We start from the raw sequence: 26,345 nt of genomic DNA on the forward strand, positions 1-26,345 counted from the left end.
GCGACGATCGGACGGCAAAACCCGCGACACGGTGAAAACGAAGGAAGTCGGCCATGGCAACGGCGCCCAGCGTCTCCTACTCGATGACCATCCGGCTGGAGGTGCCCGCGAGCGGAACCGCCGTCTCGCAGCTCACCACCGCCGTGGAGTCCTCCGGAGGCTCGGTGACCGGCCTCGACGTCACCGCGTCCGGCCACGAGAAGCTCCGTATCGACGTCACCATCGCGGCCTCCTCGACCGCGCACGCCGACCAGATCGTGGAGCAGCTGCGCCACATCGAGGGCGTCACCCTCGGCAAGGTCTCCGACCGTACGTTCCTGATGCACCTCGGCGGCAAGATCGAGATGCAGTCCAAGCACCCCATCCGCAACCGTGACGACCTCTCCATGATCTACACCCCGGGCGTGGCCCGTGTGTGCATGGCGATCGCGGAGAACCCCGAGGACGCGCGCCGCCTCACCATCAAGCGCAACTCCGTTGCGGTCGTGACGGACGGCTCGGCGGTGCTGGGCCTCGGCAACATCGGCCCGAAGGCCGCCCTCCCGGTCATGGAGGGCAAGGCGGCCCTCTTCAAGCGGTTCGCCGGCATCGACGCCTGGCCGCTGTGCCTGGACACCCAGGACACCGACGCGATCGTCGAGATCGTCAAGGCGATCGCCCCCGGGTTCGCCGGTATCAACCTGGAGGACATCTCCGCCCCCCGCTGCTTCGAGATCGAGGCACGGCTGCGCGAGGCCCTCGACATCCCCGTCTTCCACGACGACCAGCACGGCACCGCGATCGTCGTCCTCGCCGCCCTGACGAACGCACTTCGCGTCGCGGGCAAGGCGATTGAGAACATCCGGGTCGTCATGTCCGGTGCCGGCGCGGCCGGTACGGCCATCCTCAAGCTGCTGATCGCGGCCGGCGTGAAGAACGCCGTCGTCGCCGACATCCACGGTGTCGTGCACGCCGCCCGTGAGGACCTCGTCGACGCCCCGGCCGACTCGCCGCTGCGCTGGATCGCCGACAACACCAACCCCGAGAGCCTCACCGGCACCCTCAAGGAGGCCGTGCGCGGCGCGGACGTGTTCATCGGAGTCTCGGCCCCGAACGTCCTCGACGGCGACGACGTGGCCGCCATGGCCGACGGTGCGATCGTGTTCGCGCTCGCGAACCCTGACCCCGAGGTGGACCCGGCGATCGCCCGCCAGACGGCCGCCGTGGTGGCCACCGGCCGCTCCGACTTCCCCAACCAGATCAACAACGTGCTGGTCTTCCCGGGTGTCTTCCGCGGTCTGCTGGACGCACAGTCCCGTACGGTGAACACGGACATGATGCTCGCGGCCGCGAAGGCCCTCGCGGACGTCGTGACCGAGGACGAGCTGAACCCGAACTACATCATCCCCAGCGTCTTCAACGAGAAGGTCGCGGGCGCGGTGGCGGGCGCGGTCAGGGAAGCGGCGAAGGGCGCCTGACAGGCGCCCCCGCCGGAGCGCCCCGTCAGGGGCGCGGGGAACTGCGCGCGCAACCCCCACCGGGCCGGCAGCCGAACAGCGACGCACCCGCATAACGCGGGGGTCTGGGGGCAGCAGCCCCCAGGCAAACAACTGTGAAACTTGCCACGCCATACAACCGGCGCGTCGTGAAACCCCCCCTTCGGCCCAGCCGTAGGGTAGGCGCGGCACCCGGATTGGCGTTCCCGCCGCAGGTGGGGGCAGGATGCGTCCCGGCCCAACATGCGGCTCCGCCGCGTGGCACGCCTCAATGGCAAGAAGAACACGGGAGTAACAACATGAACCGCAGTGAGCTGGTGGCCGCGCTGGCCGACCGTGCCGAGGTGACTCGCAAGGACGCCGACGCCGTGCTGGCCGCGTTCGCCGACGTCGTCGGCGACATCGTCTCCAAGGGCGACGAGAAGGTCACCATCCCCGGCTTCCTGACCTTCGAGCGCACCCACCGTGCCGCTCGCACCGCGCGCAACCCCCAGACCGGCGAGCCGATCAACATCCCCGCCGGCTACAGCGTGAAGGTCTCCGCGGGCTCGAAGCTGAAGGAAGCCGCCAAGGGTAAGTGACCCTGGCGTCCGTAGGCCACGGGACGGCCTACGGCTCGTGACAACGACGATGGGGCGGCCCCTCCACCGGGGGCCGCCCCATCGTCGTACTCGTCGGTGAGTGCGCTAGCCGAGCGCCTTGCCCGGCAGCTCCACCTTCGCGCCCAGCTCCACGAGCTTCTCCATGCTGTGTCTACCCGGGGGCTGTGACATCAGCGGCTCCGCCGCGGGCCCCCGGACCCCCAGCCGGAGGGCACTGCCCTGCGCCGGGGGCAGGTGGCTGCGGTCAGCCGAGCGCCTTGCCCGGCAGCTCCACCTTCGCGCCCAGCTCCACGAGCTTCTCCATGAAGTTCTCGTAGCCGCGGTTGATGAGGTCGATGCCGTGGACCCGGGAGGTGCCCTGGGCCGCGAGCGCCGCGATGAGGTACGAGAAGCCACCGCGCAGGTCGGGGATGACCAGATCGGCGCCCTGGAGCTTCGTCGGGCCCGAGACGACCGCCGAGTGCAGGAAGTTGCGCTGGCCGAAGCGGCAGGCCGAGCCGCCCAGGCACTCGCGGTAGAGCTGGATGTGAGCACCCATCTGGTTCAGCGCGGAGGTGAAGCCGAGGCGGGACTCGTAGACCGTCTCGTGCACGATCGAGAGGCCCGTCGCCTGGGTGAGGGCGACCACCAGCGGCTGCTGCCAGTCGGTCTGGAAGCCCGGGTGCACGTCCGTCTCCAGGGCGATGGACTTCAACTGCCCGCCCGGGTGCCAGAAGCGGATGCCCTCGTCGTCGATCTCGAAGGCACCGCCCACCTTCCGGTAGGTGTTCAGGAACGTCATCATCGAGCGCTGCTGGGCGCCCCGGACGTAGATGTCGCCCTCGGTCGCCAGCGCCGCCGACGCCCAGGACGCGGCCTCCAGCCGGTCCGACAGGGCGCGGTGGGTGTAGCCGCCGAGCTTCTCCACGCCGGTGATGCGGATGGTGCGGTCCGTGTCGATCGCGATGATCGCGCCCATCTTCTGCAGCACGCAGATGAGGTCCTCGATCTCCGGCTCGACGGCCGCGTTCGACAACTCCGTGACCCCGTCGGCCATCACGGCCGTCAGCAGCACCTGCTCGGTCGCGCCGACGGACGGGTACGGCAGCTGGATCTTCGTGCCGCGCAGCCCCTTCGGCGCCTCCAGGTACTGGCCGTCCGCGCGCTTCTCGATGGTCGCGCCGAACTGCCGCAGCACGTCGAAGTGGAAGTCGATCGGCCGGCCGCCGATGTCACAGCCGCCGAGACCGGGGATGAACGCGTGCCCGAGCCGGTGCAGCAGGGGACCGCAGAACAGGATCGGGATCCGGCTGGAACCCGCGTGGGCATCGATGTCAGCGACGTTCGCGCTCTCCACGTACGTCGGATCGAGCACCAGTTCACCGGGTTCCTCACCCGGGCGTACCGTCACTCCGTGCAGCTGCAGCAGGCCGCGTACGACCCGCACGTCACGGATGTCCGGAACGTTGCGCAGCCGGCTCGGCTCACTGCCCAGCAGAGCGGCGACCATGGCCTTCGGTACGAGGTTCTTCGCACCGCGGACCCGGATCTCGCCCTCCAGCGGAGTGCCGCCGTGGACAAGCAGGACATCGTCGTTGACGGTCATGAATCTCGCGTTCCGTGGAGTTGGGCAGGGCCGGAGAGACAGAGTAATCGCCTATCGGCCCCCTTCCATAAGCCCAAGTACCACCCAGCTGCGTCATAGCTGTGTCACAACACGAACGGTTCCTAATCGGGCACATGGGGTCACCGCCCGTCACCGTGCGCCGGGGGCGCTACCTTCCGCCCTGAGCTGCATTCACTCCCGGGCCCCGATTGGCTCCCCATCGGACGGGAAGATGCGGGATCATGTCTGGCATGACCGAGGTGTCCTCGCTCACAGGGCGGCTGCTCGTGGCAACGCCCGCCCTGGCGGACCCGAACTTCGACCGTGCGGTGGTGCTCCTTCTCGACCACGACGAGGAGGGCTCCCTCGGTGTCGTCCTCAACCGTCCCACCCCGGTGGACGTCGGCGACATCCTGGAGGGCTGGGCATCCCTGGCCGGTGAGCCCGGTGTCGTCTTCCAGGGCGGGCCGGTGTCACTGGACTCCGCGCTCGGCGTGGCGGTCATCCCCGGCGGGGCGAACGGCGACCGGGCCCCGCTCGGCTGGCGCCGGGTGCACGGCGCGATCGGCCTGGTCGACCTGGAGGCCCCGCCGGAGCTCCTCGCCTCGGCCCTGGGTTCCCTGAGGATCTTCGCCGGTTACGCCGGCTGGGGGCCCGGCCAGCTGGAGGACGAACTGGTCGAGGGCGCCTGGTACGTCGTCGAGTCCGAACCCGGCGACGTCTCCTCCCCGTCCCCCGAGAGACTCTGGCGCGAGGTGCTGCGCCGCCAGCGCAGCGAGCTCGCGATGGTGGCCACATACCCGGACGACCCTACGCTCAACTGATTCGCGCGGGCCTCGGTACCCTTGGCGGCATGAGCACTCTTGAGCCCGAGCGCGGGACTGGTACGGGGACCCTCGTAGAGCCGACGCCACAGGTGTCCCACGGCGACGGCGACCACGAGCGCTTCGCCCACTACGTCCAGAAGGACAAGATCATGGCGAGCGCCCTCGACGGCACCCCCGTCGTGGCGCTGTGCGGCAAGGTGTGGGTGCCCGGCCGCGACCCGAAGAAGTACCCCGTGTGCCCGATGTGCAAGGAGATCTTCGACTCCATGGGCAGCGGCGGCGACGGCGAGGGCAAGGACAAGTAACACCCGCTGGGTTCTGAAGGCCCCGGGCACGCTTTGGCGTGCTCCGGGGCCTTTGTCGTGTTCGCGCGTTGCACGGAGTGCGTCCGCCGGTCACGGAGTGGTCGAGACCTCTTGTCGGCATGCTCATGTTGTCCTTAACCTCCGTGGTGTTGTGCAGAGCGAAACAGTCGTTGCACATGTTGCAACGCCTTGTCGTGTCTTCCACGTCCTCGTCGCTTGAGCGCGCCCCCGGAGGGTCACTCCATGAAGAAACTCCCCGCTCCCGTATTCCTCGTCGCCGCCCTGTTCCTGGCCGCCTGCGCCCCGCAGACCTCCTCCAACTCCGCGTCCGACAAGGACGACAAGAACGGCACCCTGCGGGTCTGGCTCTTCCAGGAGGTCGGCAACGACCCGAAGCAGAAGGTCGTCGACTCGGTCGTCACCGCCTTCGAGGAGGCGCACAAGGACACCAAGGTCGACGTGGAGTACATCCCGGTCGACACGCGCGCGCAGCGCGTCAAGGCCGCGTTCAACGACCCGAAGTCCGCTCCGGACGTCATGGAGTACGGCAACACCGACACCGCCGGTTACGTCCACGACGGCGGACTCCTCGACATCACCGAGGAGTTCGGCGCGTGGCCCGCGGCCAAGGACACCGACCCGACGGCGAAGCAGTCGGTGACCGTCGACGGCAAGATCTACGGCGCCCCCTTCTACGTCGGTGTCCGCGCCCTCTACTACCGCACGGACGTCTTCAGGGAACTCGGCCTGAAACCGCCGACGACCCTCGCCGGACTCGTGTCCACGGCCCACGCGGTCCGCAAGGCCAGGCCGGACCTGTACGGCCTCGTCGTCGGCGGTGCCTACACCTACGGCGCGATGCCCTTCATCTGGGCCGACGGCGGTGAACTGGCCACGGCCAAGGGTGACTCCGGGGGGTACACCTCCGCGATCGACAGCGCGGCCGCCCAGAAGGGCATCAAGGAGTACACGTCCCTGTTCGGCGACGACAACTGCCCGGCCGCCAAGTGTGCGGGCTTCGGCGGCAACGACACGGTCACCGCGTTCGCGGCGGGCAAGGCGGGCATGGCGATCGGGGGCGACTTCAGCCATGCGGCCGTGGAGGCCGGTGCCGTCAAGGGCAAGTACGCGGTCGTACCGCTTCCGGGGGTCACGGCCGGCTCGATCGCGCCGGCCTTCGCGGGCGGCAACAACATCGGCGTGCTGAAGAGCACGTCCCACCGGACGCTGGCGGTTCAGCTGACGGAGGAGCTGACGTCCAAGACGACGCAGGCGGCGATGTTCGATGCGATGGGGTTCCTGCCGACGTTCAAGGATGTCCGGGACCAGGCGGCCGCCAAGGAGCCGTTCGTGAAGCCGTTCGTGGCGACGCTGGCCGGCGGGACGAAGTTCGTGCCCGCGTCCGCCGGGTGGTCGCAGGTCGACTCCTCGCTGGTGCTGCCGACGATGTTCCAGGAGGTCATCAGCGGTAAGAAGAGTGTGGGGGCTGCTTCGCAGGAGGCGGCGAAGAAGATGGACGACGCGTTCGGCTCCGCCGGATGACGCCCAATGGGGTGGGGGTCGCGGTTCGTGCGCGAGTGCGTGGGGGCTTGTCGCGCCCACGCGGCGGTAGCCGCAGATTCAACACAGCCCCGCGCCCCTTCGGGGGCGCTGGGTGGCACCCTTGGTTGTATCTTGCCCCGGCTCTTGTGGTTCTCGGGGGGTTGCTGCTCTACCCCATCTATCAGCTCGGGCTGATCTCGGTCTTTCGGTACACCCAGGCTCAGGTCAGTGGTGGGGAACCGACCGCCTTCGTGGGGCTCGACAACTACTCGGACGTCTTCCGGGACGATCAGTTCTGGTCGGTCCTGCTGGCCACCATGCTCTTCGCCGCCTCCTGCGTCGTGTCGACGCTCGCCGTCGGATGTGCGCTCGCCGTGCTGCTGACGCGGGTGCGGGTGCTGCCCCGGCTGGCGCTGATGCTGGCCGCGCTCGGGGCGTGGGCGACGCCGGCCGTCACCGGGTCGACCGTCTGGCTGTTCCTGTTCGACCCGGACTTCGGGCCCGTCAACCGGCTGCTCGGGCTCGGTGACCACTCCTGGACGTACGGGCGGTACAGCGCGTTCCTCCTCGTACTCCTCGAAGTGGTGTGGTGCTCCTTCCCGTTCGTCATGGTCACCGTGTACGCCGGGATCCGCTCCGTACCGTCCGAGGTGCTGGAGGCCGCCGCGCTGGACGGGGCCTCGCAGTGGCGGATCTGGCGGTCGGTGCTGGCGCCGATGCTCGGACCGATCCTGATGATCGTCACCATCCAGTCGGTGATCTGGGACTTCAAGGTCTTCACACAGATCTATGTGATGACCGGCGGGGGCGGGATCGCCGGGCAGAACCTGGTGCTGAACGTCTACGCCTATCAGCAGGCCTTCGCCTCCTCGCAGTACGGGCTCGGCGCCGCCATCGGTGTCGTCACGCTGCTGGTCCTGCTCGCCGTGACCCTGGTCCACCTGCGGCTGCTGCGCCGGCAGGGAGAGGAGCTGTGACCGCGGTGAATCCTGTGCGCGGTTTCGTACGGCGGCCGGGGCGCGCGGCCGCCGAGGTGACGGCGCTGCTCGTCGCCGTCCTGGTCGCCTTTCCGCTGTACTGGATGGTGCTGGGCGCCTTCAAGCCGGCCGGCGAGATCGAGTCCGACCGGCCCAGGCCATGGACCCTCTCGCCCTCTCTGGACTCCTTCCGGCGGGTCTTCGGGCAGCAGGAATTCGGCCGTTACTTCGTCAACAGCCTTGTCGTCGCGGGCAGTGTCGTGGTCGTCTCGGCGCTCATCGCCTTTCTCGCGGCGACCGCCGTGACACGATTCCGGTTCCGCTTCCGGACCACCCTGTTGATCATGTTTCTGGTGGCCCAGATGGTGCCCGTGGAGGCCCTCACCATCCCCCTGTTCTTCCAGATGCGGGACTTCGGTCTGCTGAACACGCTGGGCTCGCTGATCCTGCCCCACATCGCCTTCTCGCTGCCCTTCGCGATCTGGATGCTGCGGGGGTTCGTCAAAGGGGTGCCGGAGGCTCTGGAGGAGGCCGCGTACATCGACGGGGCGAGCCGGTCGCGCTTTCTCTGGCAGATCCTTTTCCCGCTCGTCCTGCCGGGCCTGGTGGCCACGAGCGTGTTTTCCTTCATCTCCGCTTGGAACGACTTCCTGTTCGCCAAGTCCTTCATCATCAGCGACACTTCGCAGTCCACGCTGCCGATGGCGCTGCTGGTGTTCTTCAAGCCGGACGACCCGGACTGGGGCGGGGTCATGGCGGCGTCCACGGTGATGACGATTCCGGTGCTGGTGTTCTTCGTACTCGTACAGCGACGGCTGGTCTCCGGGCTGGGCGGAGCGGTTAAGGACTGAGGTGACTTCAGAGGTGGATCTGATTCCGGCGCCGCGCGCCGTCGAGGGGCCGATGCGGTGCGGTGTTCTTTTCGACGAGGGCACCGGTCTGTGGGCGGCTCCCGGAACCGAGGGGACGGAACGCTGGCTGCGCTCGGTTCTCGGCGCCGCGCTCGGCCTGCCGCTGCCGGCGGGGCCCGAGGACGCCCGTGACTCCGTACGACTGCAGCTGGACGACTCGCTGGAGCCCGAGGCGTACCGGCTGAGCGTGATCGCCGGCTGGGGTGTCGAGATCCGCGGCGGCGGTCCGGCCGGGGTCTTCTGGGGTGCCCAGACCCTGCGCCAGCTGCTCGGCCCGGAGGCTTTCCGGCGTGCGCCCGTGCGCCCAGGCATGCGGTACGGAATCCCGCACCAGATCATCGAGGACGCCCCCCGATTCCCCTGGCGCGGCCTGATGCTCGACGTCTCCCGGCACTTCATGCCGAAGGAAGGCGTCCTGCGCTACCTCGATCTCATGGCGGCCCACAAACTCAACGTCTTCCACTTCCATCTGACGGACGACCAGGGCTGGCGCATCGAGATCGAGCGTCACCCACGGCTCACCGAGGTCGGCTCCTGGCGGGCCCGCACGAAATTCGGCCACCGGGCCTCACCCCTGTGGGAGGAGAAGCCGCACGGCGGCTACTACACCCGGGACGACATCAGGGAGATCGTCGCCTACGCGGCCGAGCGGCATATCACGGTCGTCCCCGAAATCGACGTACCCGGGCACTCGCAGGCCGCCATCGCCGCGTATCCGGAACTCGGCAACACCGACGTCATCGACACCGCCTCCCTGACCGTCTGGGACTCCTGGGGGATCTCTCCGAACGTACTCGCCCCCACTGACAACACCCTGCGCTTCTACGAGGGGGTCTTCGAGGAAGTGCTGGAGCTGTTCCCGTCGGAGTTCATTCACGTCGGCGGCGACGAATGCCTCAAGGACCAGTGGCGGGCCTCCCCGGCCGCGCGGGCGCGCATCGGGGAACTCGGGCTCGCCGACGAGGACGAGCTTCAGTCGTGGTTCATCGGCCACTTCGCGAAGTGGCTTTCCGCGCGCGGCCGCAGACTGATCGGCTGGGACGAGATCCTGGAGGGCGGGATCGCCGAGGGCGCGGCCGTGTCGTCCTGGCGCGGTTACGGCGGCGGGATCGCGGCCGCGCGCGCCGGGCACGACGTCGTCATGTGCCCGGAGCAGCACGTGTATCTGGACCACCGTCAGGCGGACGGCGCGGACGAACCCGTACCGATCGGGTACGTGCGCACCCTGGAGGACGTGTATCGGTTCGAGCCCGTTCCACCGGGGCTCGACGAATCCGGGGCGCGGCGGATCCTGGGCACCCAGGCCAACGTCTGGACCGAGGTGATGGAAGACCACGCGCGCGTGGACTACCAGGCCTTCCCCCGGCTCGCCGCCCTCGCGGAGGTTGCCTGGAGCGCCCTGCCGGCCCCGCCGGAACGGGACTTCGCCGGCTTCGAACGCCGCATGACCACGCACTACCGGCGGCTCGACGCGCTGGGCGTGGCCTACCGGCCGCCGGCCGGACCACTGCCGTGGCAGCGGCGCCCGGGCGTGCCGGGCCGCCCGGTCGACGGCCCGCCCCCGAACCGCTAGCCCCTCCCCGGTCCCCTTCGGGCCGCTTCCCCACCCCGAACGCGTAATGGAAAAAGACCTCAAGGGTCACCGAAGAGTGTCAATCGGTACGCACTGGTGATGCCGTACGAAAACGGACCATGTCGCCGATGAGGTGGGCGAATGCCTCCTAGCGGACCCGTGCGTTCGAGGCTTGCGAAGATGTGCCAGAGTTGCCACGTCCGCCCTGTGAGCACGTACCGTACGGCCACACAGGTGGGACCAGGTGGGGCAGCGGGAAGGGGCAGCCGGTTTTGACCACGCACGCACCGCAGGCGGCGCAGGCCGTCACGCTGCCCACGACGCTGAACGAGGCCGTGGCGGCCCTCACCGCCATGCCCACCGCCGTCCCCGTGGCCGGCGGCACCGACCTCATGGCCGCCGTCAACTCCGGGCAGCTCCGGCCCGCCGCCCTGGTCGGCCTCGGCCGGATCAGCGAGATCCGCGGCTGGCAGTACCAGGACGGCAACGCGCTGCTCGGCGCCGGACTCACGCACGCGCGCATGGGCCGCCCCGACTTCGCGGCCCTGATCCCGGCGCTCGCCGCCGCCGCGCGGGCCGCCGGTCCGCCGCACATCCGCAACGCCGGCACCCTGGGCGGCAACATCGCCACGGCCGCGCCGACGGGTGACGCGCTGCCGGTCCTCGCCGCCCTGGAGGCGACGCTGATCATCGCGGGCCCCGGCGGGTCCCGCCGGGAGATCCCGGTGTCGCACCTGCTGGCCGGCGTGGAGATGCTCCGCGCGGGCGAGCTGATCGGCTTCGTGCGGGTGCCGCTGCTGCACGCCCCGCAGGTCTTTCTGAAGGCGACCGGGCGCACCGGACCGGGCCGCTCGGTGGCCTCCGTGGCGCTCGTCCTCGACCCCGCGCGGCGCGGCGTCAGATGTGCCGTCGGCGCCATAGCGCCGATGCCGCTGCGTCCGCTGGACGCCGAGCAGTGGGTGGCCCGGCTGATCGACTGGGACAACGACCGCGCGCTCGTCCCGGAGGCGCTGCACGCCTTCGGCGAGTACGTCGCGGCCGCCTGCATCCCCGACCCGGCACCGGACCCCGACGGCACCGTGGCGGCGCTTCCGCCCGCCGTACTGCACCTGCGGCGCACCGTCGCCGCGCTGGCCCGACGAGCACTGGGGAGGGCGCTGTCATGACCGACGACCAGCACGCGGAGGGCGCGCCCTCGGGCGGCGGCGGCCGCTGGGACCCGCTGCCCCAGGGCGACTACGACGACGGTGCGACCGCGTTCGTGAAGCTCCCCGAGGGCGGCATCGAGGCCCTGCTGGCCGGCAACAGCCCGCTGGCCGCGCCCGGGCACGGCTATGTGCCGCCGCAGATAGCGGTCGCCCCCGGCACCGAGACCTGGGGCGCGCCGGCCGACGGCGCCCAGTGGCCCGACCCGAACGCGGTCCCCCAGGGGCAGCCCGCCGACGACCGGTTCACGTACAACCCCGCCACGACCCAGCAGTGGACGTACGAAGAGCCTCCGCCGGCACCCGGTCACGAGGTGACCGGCCAGTGGTCGATTCCGGTCGCGCGCGGGGATGTTCCGGACGAATCCGGCGAGTTCACCACATCCGCACTCATGGAGCAGTGGGGCGGCACACCGCCGTCGACCCTGCCGGGCGGTGCGGCCGCGCCGTGGGCGACGGAGGCCCAGGCGTGGGAACACCCCGCGGAGGCCCCTGGGACGCCCGCAGGGGCCTCGCCGGGGCGCGGTGTCACTCCATCCGCAACTCCCGCCTCCGGGCCCGCAGGCGCGCCGCCTGGGCCCGCGGGGCGCGCGGCGGGCGAACCGGGCGATCCGGCCGGAACCGGCGAACTCCGCCGGGTGGGCGACCCCTCCGGAGCCGGCCGCCCGTCCATGGACACCGGCCACATCGACACCCATGAGCCGTCCCCGGACGGCGCGCCGACGGGCGCCCGCGAAGCGGCAGTGAGCGGCAGGTCGGGGGGTGTCCGCGAGCCGGGCGTGGCGGGTGGCCCGGCGGGTATCGGCGAGCGGGCCGGAGACGGCGGAGCCGCCGACGGCCACGGCGCACCGCACCCGCACCCCGTTCCCGCCTCCGACCCGCAGGCCGCCGACGGCGAGTCCGCCCCGCAGGGGCCCCCCGCACCCGACGACGACAGCGGCACGGACGGTGCCGGCGGGGAGCAACACGCCGAAGGCGAAGCCGAGGCGATCGACGACCACCCCCTCGCCTCGTACGTCCTCCGCGTCAACAGCACCGACCGACCCGTCACCGACGCCTGGATCGGCGAGTCCCTGCTCTACGTCCTCCGTGAACGCCTCGGCCTCGCGGGCGCCAAGGACGGCTGCTCGCAGGGCGAGTGCGGCGCCTGCAACGTCCAGGTCGACGGCAGGCTGGTGGCCTCCTGCCTGGTCCCCGCGGTGACCGCCGCCGGCAGCGAGGTCCGCACTGTCGAGGGCCTCGCCCAGGACGGCCACCCCTCCGACGTGCAGCGGGCGCTGGCGAGGTGCGGAGCGGTCCAGTGCGGCTTCTGCGTCCCCGGCATGGCGATGACCGTCCACGACCTGCTGGAAGGCAACCCGGCTCCGACCGAGCTGGAGGCCCGCCAGGCGCTGTGCGGCAACCTCTGCCGCTGCTCCGGCTACCGGGGAGTCCTGGACGCCGTCCAGGAGGTCGTCGCCGAACGCGAGGCGCACGCCGCCGCCGACGCTGAGACGGACGGCGACGAGGCCCGTATTCCCCATCAGGCGGGACCGGGCGCCGGTGGCGTCAAGGTGTCGGCGTTCGACTCCCCGGGCACCTTCGGGGCCGGCATCCGGATCCCGCACGAGCAGACGTACGACCAGTCGTTCGGCGGAAACCAGTCCTTCGGCGGGGATCAGTCGTTCGGTGGTAACCAGTCGTTCGGCGGGGATCAGTCCTTCGGCGGTAACCAGTCGTTCGGCGGTAACCAGACGTTCGGCGATCAGAGCCAGAGCTACGACGACCAGTCCTACGGCCCGGACGGAGGCCAGGCGTGACCAACGAGACCGTCACCACGACCACCGCCGCGGAGAGCGCCGCCTCCGCTCCGGAGCCCCCGCACGGCCTCGGCGTGTCGCTGCCGGCCGCCGACGCGCGCGCGAAGACCGAGGGCACCTTCCCGTACGCGGCCGACCTGTGGGCCGAGGGCCTGCTGTGGGCGGCCGTCCTGCGCTCCCCGCACCCGCACGCGCGCATCGTGTCGATCGACACCAGCCACGCGCGCGAGATGCCCGGCGTACGGGCCGTGATCACCCACGAGGACGTGCCCGGCACCCCGCGCCACGGCCGGGGCACCCCGGACCGCCCGGTGTTCGCCTCCGAGGTCGTACGCCACCACGGCGAGCCCATCGCCGCCGTCGCCGCCGACCACCCCGACACGGCCCGCATGGCCGCCGCCGCGGTCATCGTCGAGTACGAGATCCTCGACCCGGTCATCGACCCCGAGCAGTCCTTCGAGGCCGAGCCGCTGCACCCCGACGGCAACCTGATCCGGCACATCCCGCTCCAGCACGGTGACCCGGACGCGACCGGCGAGATCGTCGTCGAGGGCCAGTACCGCATCGGCCGCGCCGACCCCGCCCCCATCGGCGCCGAGGCCGGCCTCGCCGTGCCCCGCCCGGACGGCGGGGTCGAGCTGTACCTGGCCTCCACCGACCCGCACACCGACCGCAACACGGCCGCCGCCTGCTACGGCCTGTCCCTCGATCAGGTGAAGATCGTGGTCACCGGCGTGCCGGGCGCGACCGCCGACCGCGAGGACCAGGGCTTCCAGCTCCCCCTCGGCCTGCTCGCCCTGAAGACCGGCTGCCCGGTCAAACTCACGGCCACGCGCGAGGAGTCCTTCCTCGGCCACGCGCACCGCCACCCCACCCTGCTCCGCTACCGGCACCACGCCGACGCCGAGGGCAAGCTGATCAAGGTCGAGGCCCAGGTCCTGCTGGACGCGGGCGCCTACGCCGACACCTCCGCCGAGTCCCTGGCCGCCGCGGTCTCCTTCGCCTGCGGCCCGTACGTCGTCCCGAACGCCTTCATCGAGGGCTGGGCCGTGCGCACCAACAACCCGCCCTCCGGCCACGTCCGCGGCGAGGGCGCCATGCAGGTCTGCGCCGCCTACGAGGCGCAGATGGACAAGCTGGCCAAGAAGCTCGGCCTGGACCCCGCCGAGATCCGCCTGCGCAACGCGCTCGCCACCGGCGACGTCCTCCCCATCGGCCAGACGGTGACCTGCCCGGCCCCCGTCGCCGAGCTCCTCCAGGCGGTACGGGACTTCCCGCTCCCGCAGCTCCCCAAGGACACCCCCGAGGACGAGTGGCTGCTGCCCGGCGGCCCCGAGGGCGCGGGCGAACCGGGCGCGGTGCGCCGGGGCGTCGGCTACGGCCTCGGCATGGTGCACATGCTCGGTGCGGAGGGCGCCGACGAGGTCTCCACCGCCACGGTCAAGGTCCACGACGGCATCGCGACCGTGCTCTGCGCGGCCGTGGAGTCCGGCCAGGGCTTCACCACCCTGGCCCGCCAGATCGTCCAGGAGACCCTCGGTATCGACGAGGTCCACGTGGCCCCCGTCGACACCGACCAGCCCCCGGCCGGTCCCGGCTGCCGCGGCCGCCACACCTGGGTCTCCGGCGGTGCCGTCGAACGCGCGGCCAAGATGGTCCGCACCCAGCTCCTCCAGCCCCTCGCCCACAAGTTCGGCATGTCCACCGAGCTGCTCCAGATCACCGACGGCAAGATCACGTCGTACGACGGCGTCCTGTCGACCACCGTCACCGAGGCGCTGGACGGCAAGGAGCTGTGGGCCACCGCCCAGTGCCGCCCGCATCCGACCGAGCCCCTGAACGCCGACGGCCAGGGCGACGCCTTCGTCGGCCTCGCCTTCTGCGCGATCCGCGCGGTGGTGGACGTCGACATCGAGCTCGGCTCGGTACGGGTCGTCGAGCTGGCCGTCGCCCAGGACGTCGGCCGGATCCTCAACCCGGCGCAGCTCAACGCCCGTATCGAGGCCGGGGTCACCCAGGGCGTCGGCATCGCCCTGACGGAGAACCTGCGCACCCCGCGCGGACTGATCCGCCACCCCGACCTCACCGGTTACGCCCTGCCGACCGCCCTCGACGCCCCGGACATCCGGATCGTCAAGCTGGTCGAGGAGCGGGACGTGGTCGCCCCCTTCGGCGCCAAGTCGGTCAGCGCGGTGCCGGTCGTGACGTCCCCCGCGGCCATCGCCTCCGCCGTCCGCGCGGCGACCGGCCGCCCGGTCAACCGCCTCCCGATCCGCCCGCAGGCGGCCGTGGTCACCCAGTGACCGCATGACTCTGCGGGGGGTCGTCGTCATCACGGGAGTGATGGCGTCCGGCAAGTCGACGGTCGCGCAGGCGCTCGCCGAGGCCCTGCCGCGGGCGGCGCACGTCCGCGGCGACCTCTTCCGCCGCATGATCGTCTCGGGCCGGGAGGACTACACCCCCGAACCCTCACCCGAGGCCACGGCCCAACTCCGGCTCCGCCACCGGCTGTCGGCGGCGACCGCGGACGCGTACGCCGCGGCCGGCTTCACCGCGGTCGTCCAGGACGTGCTGCTGGGCCCGGAGCTGACGTCGTACGTGGAACTGATCCGCGCCCGCCCGCTGCACGTCGTGGTCCTGGCCCCGAGTCCGGAGACGGTGGCGGCGCGGGAGGCGGGGCGGTCCAAGACCGGGTACGGGGCCTGGACGGTGGCCGATCTGGACGCGGGGCTGCGGACGGGCACGGCCCCGTCGGGCCTGTGGCTGGACAGCTCAGAGCTGACCGTGGAACAGACGGTGGAGGCGATTCTCCGCGGGACGGAACGTTCCAGGGTCGCCTGACGTCTCCTCAGCGGGGCGTTGTCAGTGGTGCGGCGTAGTGTTCTGGGCAGTGGGGACGGCCGTTTCGGAGGGGAAGCCCGAACGGCACACCATGCCCTGCTCAGGACGACGTACGACGCACCGATCGACCCACTTTGCACTTCTTGAACTCTTTGATCGCGGGGGCAGCGATGAGCACGATCAGCACGACCGGCAGCGGTGCGGCGACGATCACGCTGACCGAGGCTGAAATGGACCGATACATCACGCACGAACCGACCCGCAGCTGGCTCACCGGCCGCGGACTGCCCGACACCGGCGGCCTGTTGACGTTCGAGCCGCTGCGCACGGCCGGCCTGCGCACGCTCGCGGACGTCACCGACGGCCCGTCCCGCCTGGCGGAGGAGCTCCGGGACCGGCTGGTGATAGGGGAACTGCTCGCCCCGGCCGGCCTGGACACCGAGTCCATCCTCCTCGACGGCGGCACCGGCGAGATCACCACCGCCTACCTGATCGACCCCACCGACCCGCGCCCGCTCGCGCCCTCGCTGGAGACGCTGCTCCGCTTCGCCGCGGTCACCGAGGAACTGACGGGCCTGCGCGGCCGTTTCGCCTCCCTCGCCGGGATCTACGGCACCAAGGCGGCCACCGAGGCGTCCCGCAAGCTCCTGGAGCTCTTCGAGGAGGGCACGGACGGCCGGGTCCCGCCGTACTGGAAGGCGACGGCCCTGATCCGCCCCCTCAGCCTGGTCGCCGGACCCGGCACGGACTCCGGGCTCACCGTCGACCTGCCGGTCCGGCTGCTGGACCAGGAGTTCGGGCAGGGCCGGGTGGCCCGGTTCGAGGAGGTCGACTTCCCGCCGACGCTCACCCATGAGCCGACCCGCCGCTTCCTGCGCGAGACGGGCCTGCCGGAGGACGCGGTCCTCTTCCAGCTCGACCCGGACGCCCCGCTCCCCACCCTCCGGGAGTACTTCACCGACGTCCACCCGGGCGGCTTCCCCCTCGACGACCTCCCGCCGCACGCCGACCGCCTCATACGCCTCGGCTACCTGGTCGAGGACAACAGCCTGGTCGTGGACGGCACCACGGGCGCGATCCTCAACTTCTCCCTGCCCGAGGCCACCCTCTACCCCCTCAACACGGACATCTCCACCCTCGCCTACACCCTCTGGCTCCTCCACCACGAGCGCACCATCGACGAGCACCTGGGCCACGAACTCACCACGGAGGCCTACGACCAGCTCGCCGCCACCATGCTCCACACCCTCGCGACGATCGACCCCACCCCCGTGACGACGGACGCCGACTGGCACTACTGGACGGAGCTGTTCCAGGACGAGGCGGGCGGGGTGCTGTAAGGGGGCGACCGGTGAGGGGGCCGGGCCGTCAGGTCACCAGGCCCTGGCGATAGGCGTAGACGACCGCCTGGACGCGGTCGCGCAGGCCGAGCTTGGTGAGGATGCGGGACACAAAGGTCTTCACGGTCTCCTGGCTGATCACGAGGGCCGCGGCGATCTCGCCGTTGGAGCGGCCGTCCGCGATCAGCCGCAGCACCTCCAGCTCGCGCGGGGTCAGCGGGATGTCGTGCGGGGTGCCGCCGTCGGCGGGCCGGATCCGGGCGGCGTACCGGCCCACCAGCTGACGGGTCACCTCGGGGTCCAGCAGGGCCGCGCCCGTGGCCACGGTCCGGATGCCGTGCAGCAGCCGGTCCGGCGGCGCGTCCTTGAGCAGGAAGCCGCTGGCGCCCGCGCGCAGGGCTTCGTAGACGTACTCGTCCAGGTTGAACGTCGTCACCACGAGCACCTTCACCGGCTGCGCCACCCCGGCCCCGGCCAGCAGCCGGGTGGCCTCGATGCCGTCCAGCACCGGCATACGGACGTCCATCACCACGACGTCCGGGCGCAGCCGGCCGGCAAGGTCGACCGCGGTCCGCCCGTCCCCGCACTCGCCCGCCACCTCCAGGTCGGGCTGGGCGTCGATGATCGTCGCCAGCCCGGTACGGATCAGCACCTGGTCGTCGCAGACCAGCACCCGCAGCGGTGCCTCACCCGCGGCGGTCACGTGGGGTTCCCCGCGGGTATCCGGGCCCGGACGACGAAACCGCCGTCCGGTGCGTGCCCCGCGCTGAACTCGCCGCCCAGGACGGCCACCCGCTCCCGGAGACCGGCGAGCCCCCGCCCGCTGCCGCCGGGGGACGCCGCGGCCGAGCCGGACCCGTCCTTGCCGGACCCGTCCGTGCCGACCTCCACGGTGATCTCCTTCCCGCCGTGCCGCACCCGGACCGAAGTGCGGCTGCCACGGGCGTGCTTGAGGGCGTTCGTCAGGGCCTCCTGCACCACCCGGTAGGCCACCAGGTCGGCACTGCCGGCCGACTGCGTCGGTGTGCCCTCCTCGGTGAACTCCACCGGCTGCCCGGCCTGCCGTGTCTGTTCCACGAGAGTGAGCAGCCCGCCCGTGTGCGGTGTCCTGGCACCGGTGCCGAGGCGGTCTGTGCCGTGGCTGTCCGTGCCGAGGCCGTCGCCGTGGTCGGGGTTGAGCAGGTCGAGCAGATGGCGCAGGTCGGCGATGGCCCGTCGGCCGGTGTCGCTGACCGCGGTCAGGGTCTGGTCGAGCCGTTCGGGCGCGGCGGTCAGATACCGTGCCGCCTCGGCCTGCACCACCATCGCCGTCACATGGTGGGTCACCACGTCGTGCAACTCGCGGGCGATCCGGCTGCGTTCGGCGGTGCGGGTGTCGTCGGCGACCCGCCGCCGGTGTTCGGCCTCCGCGATCCGGTTGGCCCGCAGCCATGCCCCGGCGCCCCAGGCGAGCACCAGCACCGGATAGAACGTCACGAACCCGGTGACCGTCTCGCCGCCCGCCCCCAGCCGGTACAGCGCGACCGCCAACGGCACATAGGCCGCGGAGAACACGAGCGCGGCGGCCCGCCGGCGCCGTTCCAGATGGGCCCCGGTGCTGATCAGCGCGAGGGGCAGCGCGGTGCCCGCGACCGAGTGGTAGCCGCGCAGCTGGTCGACGGCGAAGCCGGCCGACACCAGGGCGAGACAGACGGCCGGCCACCGCCGGCGCACGGCCAGCGGCAGGCACTCCAGACCGAGCGCCAGCAGTGCCAGAGCGTCGAACGGACGGGTCGGCAGATTCCCGACCTCCGTCCCCTTGCCGTGCAGCGCCGGCAGGAACGACCCGGCCAGGAGCAGCAGCCCGAGCGGCAGATCCCGGACCCGGACATCGAGCCGCTGCCACCACCCGGACAGCTGCCGAGGACTGATCACCGGGGCAGTGTAGCGACGGAGTCGGCCCTGGCGTCCCGACGGTGACGGGGCATCAGGTGATCGCGCCGGCGGGCCAGCCGCAGGAACACCACCGTCACCAGCACCCCGAGCAGCACCGAGTAGATGCTGGCCTCCGGCCCGAACTCGCCGCCGGTGATCAGCCGCGCCCCCGAGGTCGTGGCGTCCAGCAGCCCCTTCTGCGCCCCGCTGCCGGAGACCTCGGTGCCGAAGATGCCGGACTCGGCGAAGTTCCAGCCGAAGTGCAGGCCGATGGGCAGCCACAGGGTGCGGGTGGCGACGTAGGCGGCGCCGAGCATGCCGCCGGCCTCGATCGCGATGGCGAGGGCACCCCAGACGGTCGCGTCCTTGTTGAGCAGATGCATCGTCCCGAACAGAGCGCCGGTCGACGTGAGCGCGATCCACGTCCCGAAGCGCTCCTCGACGATCCTCAACAGCACGCCCCGGAACAGCAGTTCCTCGGTGACAGCGGCGGCGGCCATGGACCCGACCAGTCCCACCGCACTCGTCACCGACCCCAGGCCGTGGACCGTGTAGTCCCCGAGGACGGCGATGTTCACGATGACCCCCGTGAACGCCGCCACGCCTATCAGCGCCCCGCGCCCGAACGCCGCCCGCGCGTCCTCCCGCCCCACCTCCACGCTCGCCCGGTGCTCGGTCCGCCGTACCACCCACCTGTAGACGGGCACCGCGACCACGGCCGTCAGCAGGCCGAGGAGCAGAGTGAGAAACCAGTTTCCGTCCACCGCCGCGAGCGCCTGCCCGCCGGCGAAGGAGACGGCCGCGACGGCCAGGAGCTGCCAGACCAGCCTCATGATGACTTCCTTCCAGGGATGCGCGGCCGAAGCGCCGCGACCGGTCCGAACGCTATGGACCGGCGGCCCGGGAATCGTCACCACGCGGTGGACACCTGCGCGTAGCTCGCACGGGGGACAAGTCCGCCGGACGGACCGGTCGTTCCTGGCAGCCGCCCCTCTCCAGGTCCGTACCAGATGTGTCAAGGGTTGTAGAAAAGGCCCGGCTTCGGGCCGCCCGAGCAGTCGGAAGCCGAAGGCATCTGAGACCTCGCGCGCGATGTCACTGCCAGGACCTGCACCGGGTCGCCCACGGATCTCCAACCCCGCTGATTTCGGCTTCAGTTGTTGACGGCCGGCATCCGCGGGTCTACAACCCGAAGGAACGCTCTCACGTCTGCTGTCGCTCCATCCCCACGCACGCCGAACCGGCTTGAGGAGACCCGCATGCAGAGTTCCGTCAGCGTGCCCCCCACCCGCAGACCACCGTCGGCCACCGTCCATCCGCGCACGGCCCTCGGCCTGGTCGTCGTCCTGATCGCCGCCTTCCTCGCGGTCCTCGCACCGTCGCCCGCGCACGCCGCCGACCAGCTGCTCTCCCAGGGCAGACCGGCCACCGCCTCCTCGACCGAGAACGCTTCCTTCCCCGCGAGCGCGGCGGTCGACGGCAACACCGGCACCCGCTGGTCCTCGGCCTTCTCCGACCCGCAGTGGCTCCAGGTCGACCTCGGTTCCGTCCAGCGGCTCAGCAGCGTCACCCTGAACTGGGAGGCCGCCTACGCGAAGGCCTTCCAGATCCAGACCTCCACCGACACCACCACCTGGACCACCGTCTACTCCACGACCACCGCCACCGGCGGCTCCCAGAACCCGACCATCACCGGCAGCGGCCGCTACGTCCGCCTCTACGGCACCGCACGCGGCACCCAGTACGGCTACTCCCTCTGGGAGTTCCAGGTCTACGGCCCCGGCACCACCACCCCGCCGGACGACTTCTGGGGCAGCACCAGCGACATCCCCGCCGCGAACAACGCCGTCGAGGTGAAGATCCTCAACCGCACCAACGGCAAGTACCCCGACAGTCAGGTGTACTGGAGCTTCAACGGCCAGACGCACTCCATCGCCGAGCAGCCCTACCTCGACATGCCGGCCAACTCCGCCGGCCGCATGTACTTCTACCTGGGCTCACCCACCAGCCCGTACTGCGACTTCATCGAGTTCACGGTCGGCAACAACGTCTTCAACGGCAATACGACCCGGGTCGACGCCTTCGGCCTGAAACTGGCCATGCGCCTGCACGGCAAGGACGGCTACGACACCGAGGTCGGCGAGAACCGGCAGACCTTCGCCGAGGACCGCGCCACCACCTTCCAGCGCTTCACCGACGCCGTCCCGAGCCAGTTCAAGGTGCTGGCCCAGACCCAGGCCCCCTACCGGATCATCGCGCCCGGCAGCGACCCGAGCTTCCGTGCGGGCGGCGCCAACGCGAACTACCTCACCTCGTACGCCCAGTCGGTCGGCGTGACCGCGGCCACCTCCGACATCTTCGGCTGCGCCGCCTCCCTGGCGGCCGACCCGAACATGTGCGCCGCCCTCAACCGCCACGTCGCCACCCTGCCGGCCTCCCAGCAGTCCGACCCCGCCCAGTTCTACACGGCGGCCCCCGCGAACTACTACGCCAAGTTCTGGCACGACAACGCCATCAACCACCTCGCCTACGGCTTCCCCTACGACGACGTGGCAGGCCAGTCCTCCTTCATCTCCCACGCCGACCCGCAATGGCTCCTGGTCGCCGTCGGCTGGTAGCCGACCCCGGAACACACCGGAAGGGCGGCACCCCCTGAGGGTGCCGCCCTTCCGTTCTGCCTGGTCAGGCAAGCAGAGGCCATGGCGGGAATCGAACCCGCGTAACCCGCTTTGCAGGCGAGTCCCTAAGCCACTCGGGCACACGGCCTTGTCGGTGAGTCGAAGGTATGACGGGGTGGGGGAGGGGCTCAAGGGAATCGGTGGGGCTGCAATGCGACTGCCATACGGCGTTCACGAAAGGGGGGTGTACGACCAAGGTCCGAGGCGGGGTGGGGCTCGCGACAGGGGCCAAAGGGGGGCTTGGGACTTACCGTGGTCTGCATGACCGCCCTTGAACCGAGCGACTCCGTTGTCGCAGATGAGACCGCCGACAGGGCCGATGACGAGGGCGTGCTGGGGCGGTCGTACCGGGCGCTGAGCGTCGGGATCGTGTCCGTCGTGCTGCTGATCGCCTTCGAGGCGACCGCGGTCGGGACGGCGATGCCGGTCGCGGCCCGGGAGCTGGACGGGCTGTCGCTGTACGCGTTCGCCTTCTCCGGGTACTTCACGACCAGCCTGTTCGGGATGGTGCTGGCCGGGCAGTGGTCGGACCGCAGGGGGCCGCTCGGGGCGCTGACGACCGGGATCGGCTCCTTCGCCGCCGGGCTCGTGGTGGCCGGGACCGCCCAGAGCATGTGGGTGTTCATCCTGGGGCGGGCCGTGCAGGGGTTCGGCGGCGGGCTGGTCATCGTCGCGCTGTATGTCGTCGTGGGACGGGCCTACCCGGAGCGGCTGCGGCCCGCGATCATGGCCGCCTTCGCCGCCGGATGGGTCGTACCGTCCATCGTGGGACCGCTCGCCTCCGGCGCGGTGACCGAGCACCTCGGGTGGCGGTGGGTGTTCCTCGGGATCCCGGTGCTCGTGCTCCTTCCGGTGGCGCTTGCGCTGCCTCAGATACGGCGGCGGGCCGGCGGCCCCGTCCAGGGAGGTGCGGACGCCGGTTTCGACCGGCGGCGGATCCGGCTCGCCTTCGGTATCTCCCTCGGCGCCGGGCTGCTGCAGTACGCCGCCCAGGATCTGCGGTGGCTGTCCCTGATACCCGGACTGCTCGGTGCGGCCCTGCTCGTACCCGCCGTGCTCGGGCTGCTTCCCCGCGGCACCTACCGCGCGGCCCGCGGCCTGCCCTCGGTCGTGCTGCTGCGCGGTGTCGCGGCCGGCGCCCTGGTCTCCGCCGAGTCCTTCGTGCCGTTGATGCTCGTCACCCAGCGCGGTCTGTCGCCCACCCTCGCCGGGTTCTCGCTGGCGGCCGGCGGGGTGACCTGGGCGCTGGGCTCCTGGGTGCAGGCACGGCCGGGCGCACAGCCGTACCGGGAACGGCTGATGACCCTCGGGATGGTGCTCGTCGCCGGCGCGATAGCCGCCGCCCCCAGCGTGCTGGTGTCCGCCGTGCCGGTGTGGGTCGTCGCCGTCGCCTGGAGCTTCGGCTGCTTCGGGATGGGGCTGGTGATCGCCTCGGCCAGCGTCCTGATGCTCCGGCTCTCCGCCCCGGAGGAGGCCGGTGCCAACTCCGCCGCCCTCCAGATCTCCGACGCCCTGTCCAATGTGGTGCTGCTCGCCGCGACCGGTGCGGCCTTCTCCGCCCTTGGCGGCGGCAGCATGACGGGGACGGCCGGCTCCGGAGCCCATCCCGCCGCCTTCGCCGCCGTGTTCCTGCCGATGGCGGGCGTCGCGCTCGTCGGAGCCTGGGTGACGACGCGGCTGCACGGTCCCGGTGACCGCACCGCTTCGTGATCTGTGACGTGGGTCCCACCCTGGGGTGAGGCGGCCTTGTCCGCGCGTTGACAGCCGTACGGCGCCGGTAGGGTGGCCCGGTTGTCATACGTAGCCGCCCGACCCCCTTACTACGGAGATCGTGACTACCACCGCCGCTTCTGCTTCCGCTTCCTCGTCGTCCCACCACCTTTCGCCGGCCTTCCCGGGCCGGGCGCCCTGGGGTACCGCCAGCAGGCTGCGCGCCTGGCAGCAGGGGGCCATGGAGAGGTACATCCAGGAGCAGCCGCGCGACTTCCTCGCCGTGGCCACGCCCGGCGCCGGAAAGACGACGTTCGCGCTGACGCTCGCCTCCTGGCTGCTGCACCACCATGTCGTGCAGCAGGTCACCGTGGTCGCCCCCACCGAGCATCTGAAGAAGCAGTGGGCGGAGGCCGCGGCGCGGATAGGGATCAAGCTCGATCCCGAGTACAGCGCCGGACCGCTCAGCCGTGAGTACGACGGGGTGGCGGTGACGTACGCCGGTGTCGGCGTGCGGCCCATGCTGCACCGCAACCGCTCCGAGCAGCGCAAGACCCTCGTCATCCTCGACGAGATCCACCACGCCGGTGACTCCAAGTCCTGGGGCGAGGCCTGCCTGGAGGCGTTCGAGCCGGCGACCCGGCGGCTGGCCCTGACGGGTACGCCGTTCCGGTCCGACACCAACCCCATCCCCTTCGTGACGTACGAGGAGGGGCAGGACGGGATCCGGCGGTCGTCCGCCGACTACACGTACGGGTACGGCAACGCGCTCGCCGACCATGTCGTGCGCCCGGTCATCTTCCTCTCCTACAGCGGCAACATGCGCTGGCGGACCAAGGCCGGTGACGAGATCGCCGCCCGGCTCGGCGAGCCCATGACCAAGGACGCCGTCAGCCAGGCCTGGCGGACCGCGCTCGATCCGCGCGGTGAGTGGATGCCGGCCGTGCTGCGCGCCGCGGACCAGCGGCTGACCGAGGTCCGCAAGGGCATCCCGGACGCCGGGGCCCTCGTCATCGCCTCCGACCAGGAGTCGGCGCGCGCCTACGCCAAGCTGATCCGCGAGATCACCGGCACCAAGGCGACCCTCGTCCTGTCCGACGACACCGGTGCCTCCAAGCGGATCGACGACTTCAGCGCGAGCGACGACCGGTGGATGGTCGCGGTCCGGATGGTGTCCGAGGGCGTCGACGTCCCCCGGCTGGCCGTCGGGGTGTACGCGACGACCATCTCGACACCGCTCTTCTTCGCCCAGGCCGTCGGCCGTTTCGTGCGGTCCCGGCGGCGCGGCGAGACCGCGTCCGTGTTCCTGCCGACCGTCCCCGATCTGCTGACCTTCGCCAACGAGATGGAGGTCGAGCGCGACCACGCCCTCGACAAGCCCAAGAAGGACGGCGAGGAGGACCCGTACGCCGAGTCCGAGAAGGAGATGGAGGAGGCGAACAAGGAGCAGGACGAGGACACCGGCGAGCAGGAGCAGTTCGCCTTCGAGGCGCTGGAGTCCGAGGCCGTCTTCGACCGGGTCCTCTACGACGGCGCCGAGTTCGGCATGCAGGCCCACCCGGGAAGCGAGGAGGAGCAGGACTACCTCGGCATCCCGGGGCTCCTCGAACCCGACCAGGTGCAGATGCTGCTGCAGAAGCGGCAGGCCCGGCAGATCGCGCACAGCCGCAAGAAGCCGGACACCGAGGCGGACCTGCTGGAACTGCCGGCGGAACGGCGGCCCGTCGTCTCCCACAAGGAGATGATGGAGCTGCGCAAGCAGCTGAACACGATGGTGAGCGCGTATGTCCACCAGAGCGGCAAGCCGCACGGGGTGATCCACACCGAGCTGCGCAGGACGTGCGGCGGGCCGCCGAGCGCGGAGGCCACGGCGGGGCAGCTGCGGCAGCGGATCGCCAAGGTGCAGGAGTGGGCCACCCGGATGCGGTGACCTCCGAAGGGGTCCTGTACGCGGTGACCCCGGAAGGGGCCCTGTACACGGTGGCCCCGGAAGTGGCTCTGTATATAGCTGGGCCCTGTATATAACGGCACATACCGAAGTAGTCCGTACCGGTCCATGACCGGATTCTGGACGCAGGCTTCCGCTCAGCGAACCCCCTTCGCTACTGTCCGGCTACGCACACGCCCCGTGGCAGCGCCGCCGCGGAGCGCAGCCGTGAAGCGACTGGGCCCGGAGCCGCCGGGCCGCCATGCCGATCGGCGGCCTCTGAAGCGCGTCGCTGACGGGACTCGGCGACGCATCCGCCGCGTCGGAGGTTGCCGACCTCACCACTTAAGGAGTGGGCGTCGTGACCGCGGAGACCTCTCAGACGCTCGATCGGGGACTGCGCGTCCTCAAACTGCTGGCCGATACGGACCACGGGCTGACCGTCACCGAGCTTTCCAACAAACTGGGCGTGAACCGGACCGTGGTGTACCGGTTGCTCGCCACACTCGAGCAGCATGCGCTGGTACGGCGCGACCTGGGCGGGCGAGCCAGGGTCGGGCTGGGCGTGCTGCGCCTGGGGCGGCAGGTGCATCCGCTCGTACGGGAAGCGGCCCTGCCGGCGCTTCGTTCGCTGGCCGAGGACATCGGGGCGACGGCACATCTCACGCTGGTCGACGGGACCGAGGCCCTCGCCGTCGCGGTCGTCGAGCCGACCTGGACCGACTATCACGTGGCCTACCGGGCAGGGTTCCGGCATCCGCTGGACCGGGGGGCCGCGGGGAGGGCGATCCTGTCCGCGCGCCACTCGCCGAGGGCCGACCCCGGCTACACGCTGACGCACGGCGAGCTGGAGGCCGGGGCGAGCGGGGCGGCGGCGCCGCTGCTAGGGGTGACGGGGGTCGAGGGGAGCGTCGGCGTCGTGATGCTCGCCGACTCCGTGCCCGAGCGGGTGGGGACACGGGTCATGGACGCGGCACGGGAGGTCGCGGACGCGCTGAGGTAGGGGGCGGTGGGGGCGGGGGGTGTCGCTTACCGGCGCTGGGCCGGGGGCGCCCCCCCCCCCCCCGCGGGGGGGGGGGGCCCCCCCCCCCCCCCCCCCCCCCCCCCCCCCCCCCCCCCCCCCCCCCCCCCCCC

General features: G+C 71.3%; 21 protein-coding genes and 1 tRNA gene. 17 read left to right on the forward strand and 5 right to left on the reverse strand.

The genetic code is table 11. The features are described 5' to 3' along the window. Positions 1 to 53: 53 nt before the first annotated feature. Entirely contained in the window at positions 54 to 1,457 is a 1,404-nt protein-coding gene (locus ACIRR9_RS51560; RefSeq protein WP_365337922.1) for an NAD-dependent malic enzyme, read from the forward strand. A 317-nt stretch (positions 1,458 to 1,774) separates the two neighbouring features. After that, positions 1,775 to 2,056 carry an HU family DNA-binding protein gene (locus ACIRR9_RS51565; RefSeq protein WP_046733427.1) on the forward strand — a complete coding sequence of 94 codons (282 nt, stop codon included), beginning with the start codon at positions 1,775 to 1,777 and terminating at the stop codon, positions 2,054 to 2,056. 265 nt (positions 2,057 to 2,321) lie between these two features. On the opposite strand, the gene murA is transcribed toward ACIRR9_RS51565, so the two are convergent. Further along, positions 2,322 to 3,662, reverse strand: a complete 1,341-nt coding sequence (murA, locus tag ACIRR9_RS51570; protein ID WP_365337924.1) for a UDP-N-acetylglucosamine 1-carboxyvinyltransferase — start codon at positions 3,660 to 3,662, stop codon at positions 2,322 to 2,324. Between the two features lie 251 nt (positions 3,663 to 3,913). Here murA and ACIRR9_RS51575 point away from each other — a divergent pair, with 251 nt between their 5' ends. The 11 genes from ACIRR9_RS51575 (at position 3,914) to ACIRR9_RS51625 (ending at position 16,982) form a co-directional block, all read left to right on the forward strand. Further along, the gene (locus ACIRR9_RS51575; protein ID WP_185149302.1) at positions 3,914 to 4,486 is read left to right on the forward strand and encodes a YqgE/AlgH family protein; all 573 of its coding nucleotides are present in this window, start codon (positions 3,914 to 3,916) and stop codon (positions 4,484 to 4,486) included. Positions 4,487 to 4,515: 29 nt separating this feature from the next. Further along, positions 4,516 to 4,794, forward strand: coding sequence for a DUF3039 domain-containing protein (locus ACIRR9_RS51580; RefSeq protein ID WP_384556046.1), 279 nt, complete (start codon positions 4,516 to 4,518; stop codon positions 4,792 to 4,794). Between the two features lie 243 nt (positions 4,795 to 5,037). Beyond that, complete coding sequence (locus tag ACIRR9_RS51585; RefSeq protein ID WP_403767652.1) at positions 5,038 to 6,336, forward strand: extracellular solute-binding protein; 1,299 nt, start codon at positions 5,038 to 5,040, stop codon at positions 6,334 to 6,336. Then, positions 6,333 to 7,313: a carbohydrate ABC transporter permease gene (locus ACIRR9_RS51590; RefSeq protein ID WP_403767655.1), complete on the forward strand. Its 981-nt coding sequence runs from the start codon at positions 6,333 to 6,335 to the stop codon at positions 7,311 to 7,313. Before ACIRR9_RS51585 ends, ACIRR9_RS51590 begins: the two co-directional genes overlap by 4 nt. Positions 7,314 to 7,318: 5 nt before the next feature. Beyond that, positions 7,319 to 8,164, forward strand: coding sequence for a carbohydrate ABC transporter permease (locus ACIRR9_RS51595; protein WP_384556208.1), 846 nt, complete (start codon positions 7,319 to 7,321; stop codon positions 8,162 to 8,164). Positions 8,165 to 8,177: 13 nt separating this feature from the next. Continuing rightward, entirely contained in the window at positions 8,178 to 9,797 is a 1,620-nt protein-coding gene (locus ACIRR9_RS51600) for a beta-N-acetylhexosaminidase (RefSeq protein ID WP_403767658.1), read from the forward strand. Positions 9,798 to 10,069: 272 nt separating this feature from the next. Further along, the gene (locus ACIRR9_RS51605; RefSeq protein WP_123976604.1) at positions 10,070 to 10,963 is read left to right on the forward strand and encodes a xanthine dehydrogenase family protein subunit M; all 894 of its coding nucleotides are present in this window, start codon (positions 10,070 to 10,072) and stop codon (positions 10,961 to 10,963) included. Then, a complete protein-coding gene (locus tag ACIRR9_RS51610) occupies positions 10,960 to 12,801 on the forward strand; it encodes a 2Fe-2S iron-sulfur cluster-binding protein (RefSeq protein ID WP_403767661.1) in 1,842 nt (613 codons plus the stop codon). The genes ACIRR9_RS51605 and ACIRR9_RS51610 overlap by 4 nt, the downstream gene beginning before the upstream one ends. Then, a complete protein-coding gene (locus tag ACIRR9_RS51615; RefSeq protein WP_403767664.1) occupies positions 12,798 to 15,104 on the forward strand; it encodes a xanthine dehydrogenase family protein molybdopterin-binding subunit in 2,307 nt (768 codons plus the stop codon). Before ACIRR9_RS51610 ends, ACIRR9_RS51615 begins: the two co-directional genes overlap by 4 nt. A 4-nt stretch (positions 15,105 to 15,108) precedes the next feature. After that, positions 15,109 to 15,642: an AAA family ATPase gene (locus ACIRR9_RS51620; RefSeq protein WP_403767667.1), complete on the forward strand. Its 534-nt coding sequence runs from the start codon at positions 15,109 to 15,111 to the stop codon at positions 15,640 to 15,642. Between the two features lie 170 nt (positions 15,643 to 15,812). Further along, entirely contained in the window at positions 15,813 to 16,982 is a 1,170-nt protein-coding gene (locus tag ACIRR9_RS51625) for an SUKH-4 family immunity protein (protein ID WP_365337935.1), read from the forward strand. A 28-nt stretch (positions 16,983 to 17,010) separates the two neighbouring features. Here ACIRR9_RS51625 and ACIRR9_RS51630 read toward each other — a convergent pair whose 3' ends face one another. The 3 genes from ACIRR9_RS51630 to ACIRR9_RS51640 are packed head-to-tail and all read right to left on the reverse strand — an operon-like array spanning position 17,011 to position 19,729. Beyond that, the gene (locus tag ACIRR9_RS51630; RefSeq protein ID WP_403767671.1) at positions 17,011 to 17,685 is read right to left on the reverse strand and encodes a response regulator; all 675 of its coding nucleotides are present in this window, start codon (positions 17,683 to 17,685) and stop codon (positions 17,011 to 17,013) included. Then, positions 17,682 to 18,896 carry a sensor histidine kinase gene (locus tag ACIRR9_RS51635; RefSeq protein WP_403767674.1) on the reverse strand — a complete coding sequence of 405 codons (1,215 nt, stop codon included), beginning with the start codon at positions 18,894 to 18,896 and terminating at the stop codon, positions 17,682 to 17,684. Before ACIRR9_RS51635 ends, ACIRR9_RS51630 begins: the two co-directional genes overlap by 4 nt. Beyond that, complete coding sequence (locus ACIRR9_RS51640) at positions 18,893 to 19,729, reverse strand: lysostaphin resistance A-like protein (RefSeq protein WP_403767677.1); 837 nt, start codon at positions 19,727 to 19,729, stop codon at positions 18,893 to 18,895. Before ACIRR9_RS51640 ends, ACIRR9_RS51635 begins: the two co-directional genes overlap by 4 nt. Positions 19,730 to 20,155: 426 nt before the next feature. Between ACIRR9_RS51640 and ACIRR9_RS51645 the strand changes: the two genes are divergently transcribed. Further along, a complete protein-coding gene (locus tag ACIRR9_RS51645) occupies positions 20,156 to 21,514 on the forward strand; it encodes a beta-1,3-glucanase family protein (RefSeq protein WP_403767680.1) in 1,359 nt (452 codons plus the stop codon). 76 nt (positions 21,515 to 21,590) lie between these two features. Here the strand turns inward: ACIRR9_RS51645 and ACIRR9_RS51650 are convergent. Then, positions 21,591 to 21,662 (reverse strand) — tRNA-Cys (locus tag ACIRR9_RS51650). A gap of 173 nt (positions 21,663 to 21,835) precedes the next feature. On the opposite strand from ACIRR9_RS51650, the gene ACIRR9_RS51655 reads away from it, so the two are divergent. From ACIRR9_RS51655 to ACIRR9_RS51665, 3 genes are all read left to right on the forward strand, one after another. Then, positions 21,836 to 23,284 carry an MFS transporter gene (locus ACIRR9_RS51655; protein ID WP_403767683.1) on the forward strand — a complete coding sequence of 483 codons (1,449 nt, stop codon included), beginning with the start codon at positions 21,836 to 21,838 and terminating at the stop codon, positions 23,282 to 23,284. 121 nt (positions 23,285 to 23,405) lie between these two features. After that, positions 23,406 to 25,214 carry a DEAD/DEAH box helicase gene (locus ACIRR9_RS51660; protein ID WP_403767686.1) on the forward strand — a complete coding sequence of 603 codons (1,809 nt, stop codon included), beginning with the start codon at positions 23,406 to 23,408 and terminating at the stop codon, positions 25,212 to 25,214. A gap of 358 nt (positions 25,215 to 25,572) precedes the next feature. Then, positions 25,573 to 26,214, forward strand: a complete 642-nt coding sequence (locus ACIRR9_RS51665; protein ID WP_403767689.1) for an IclR family transcriptional regulator — start codon at positions 25,573 to 25,575, stop codon at positions 26,212 to 26,214. Positions 26,215 to 26,345: the final 131 nt, after the last annotated feature.

It is taken from the genome of Streptomyces sp. NPDC101234 (genome assembly GCF_044767525.1).
In the GTDB taxonomy this organism is placed as follows: domain Bacteria; phylum Actinomycetota; class Actinomycetes; order Streptomycetales; family Streptomycetaceae; genus Streptomyces; species Streptomyces sasae.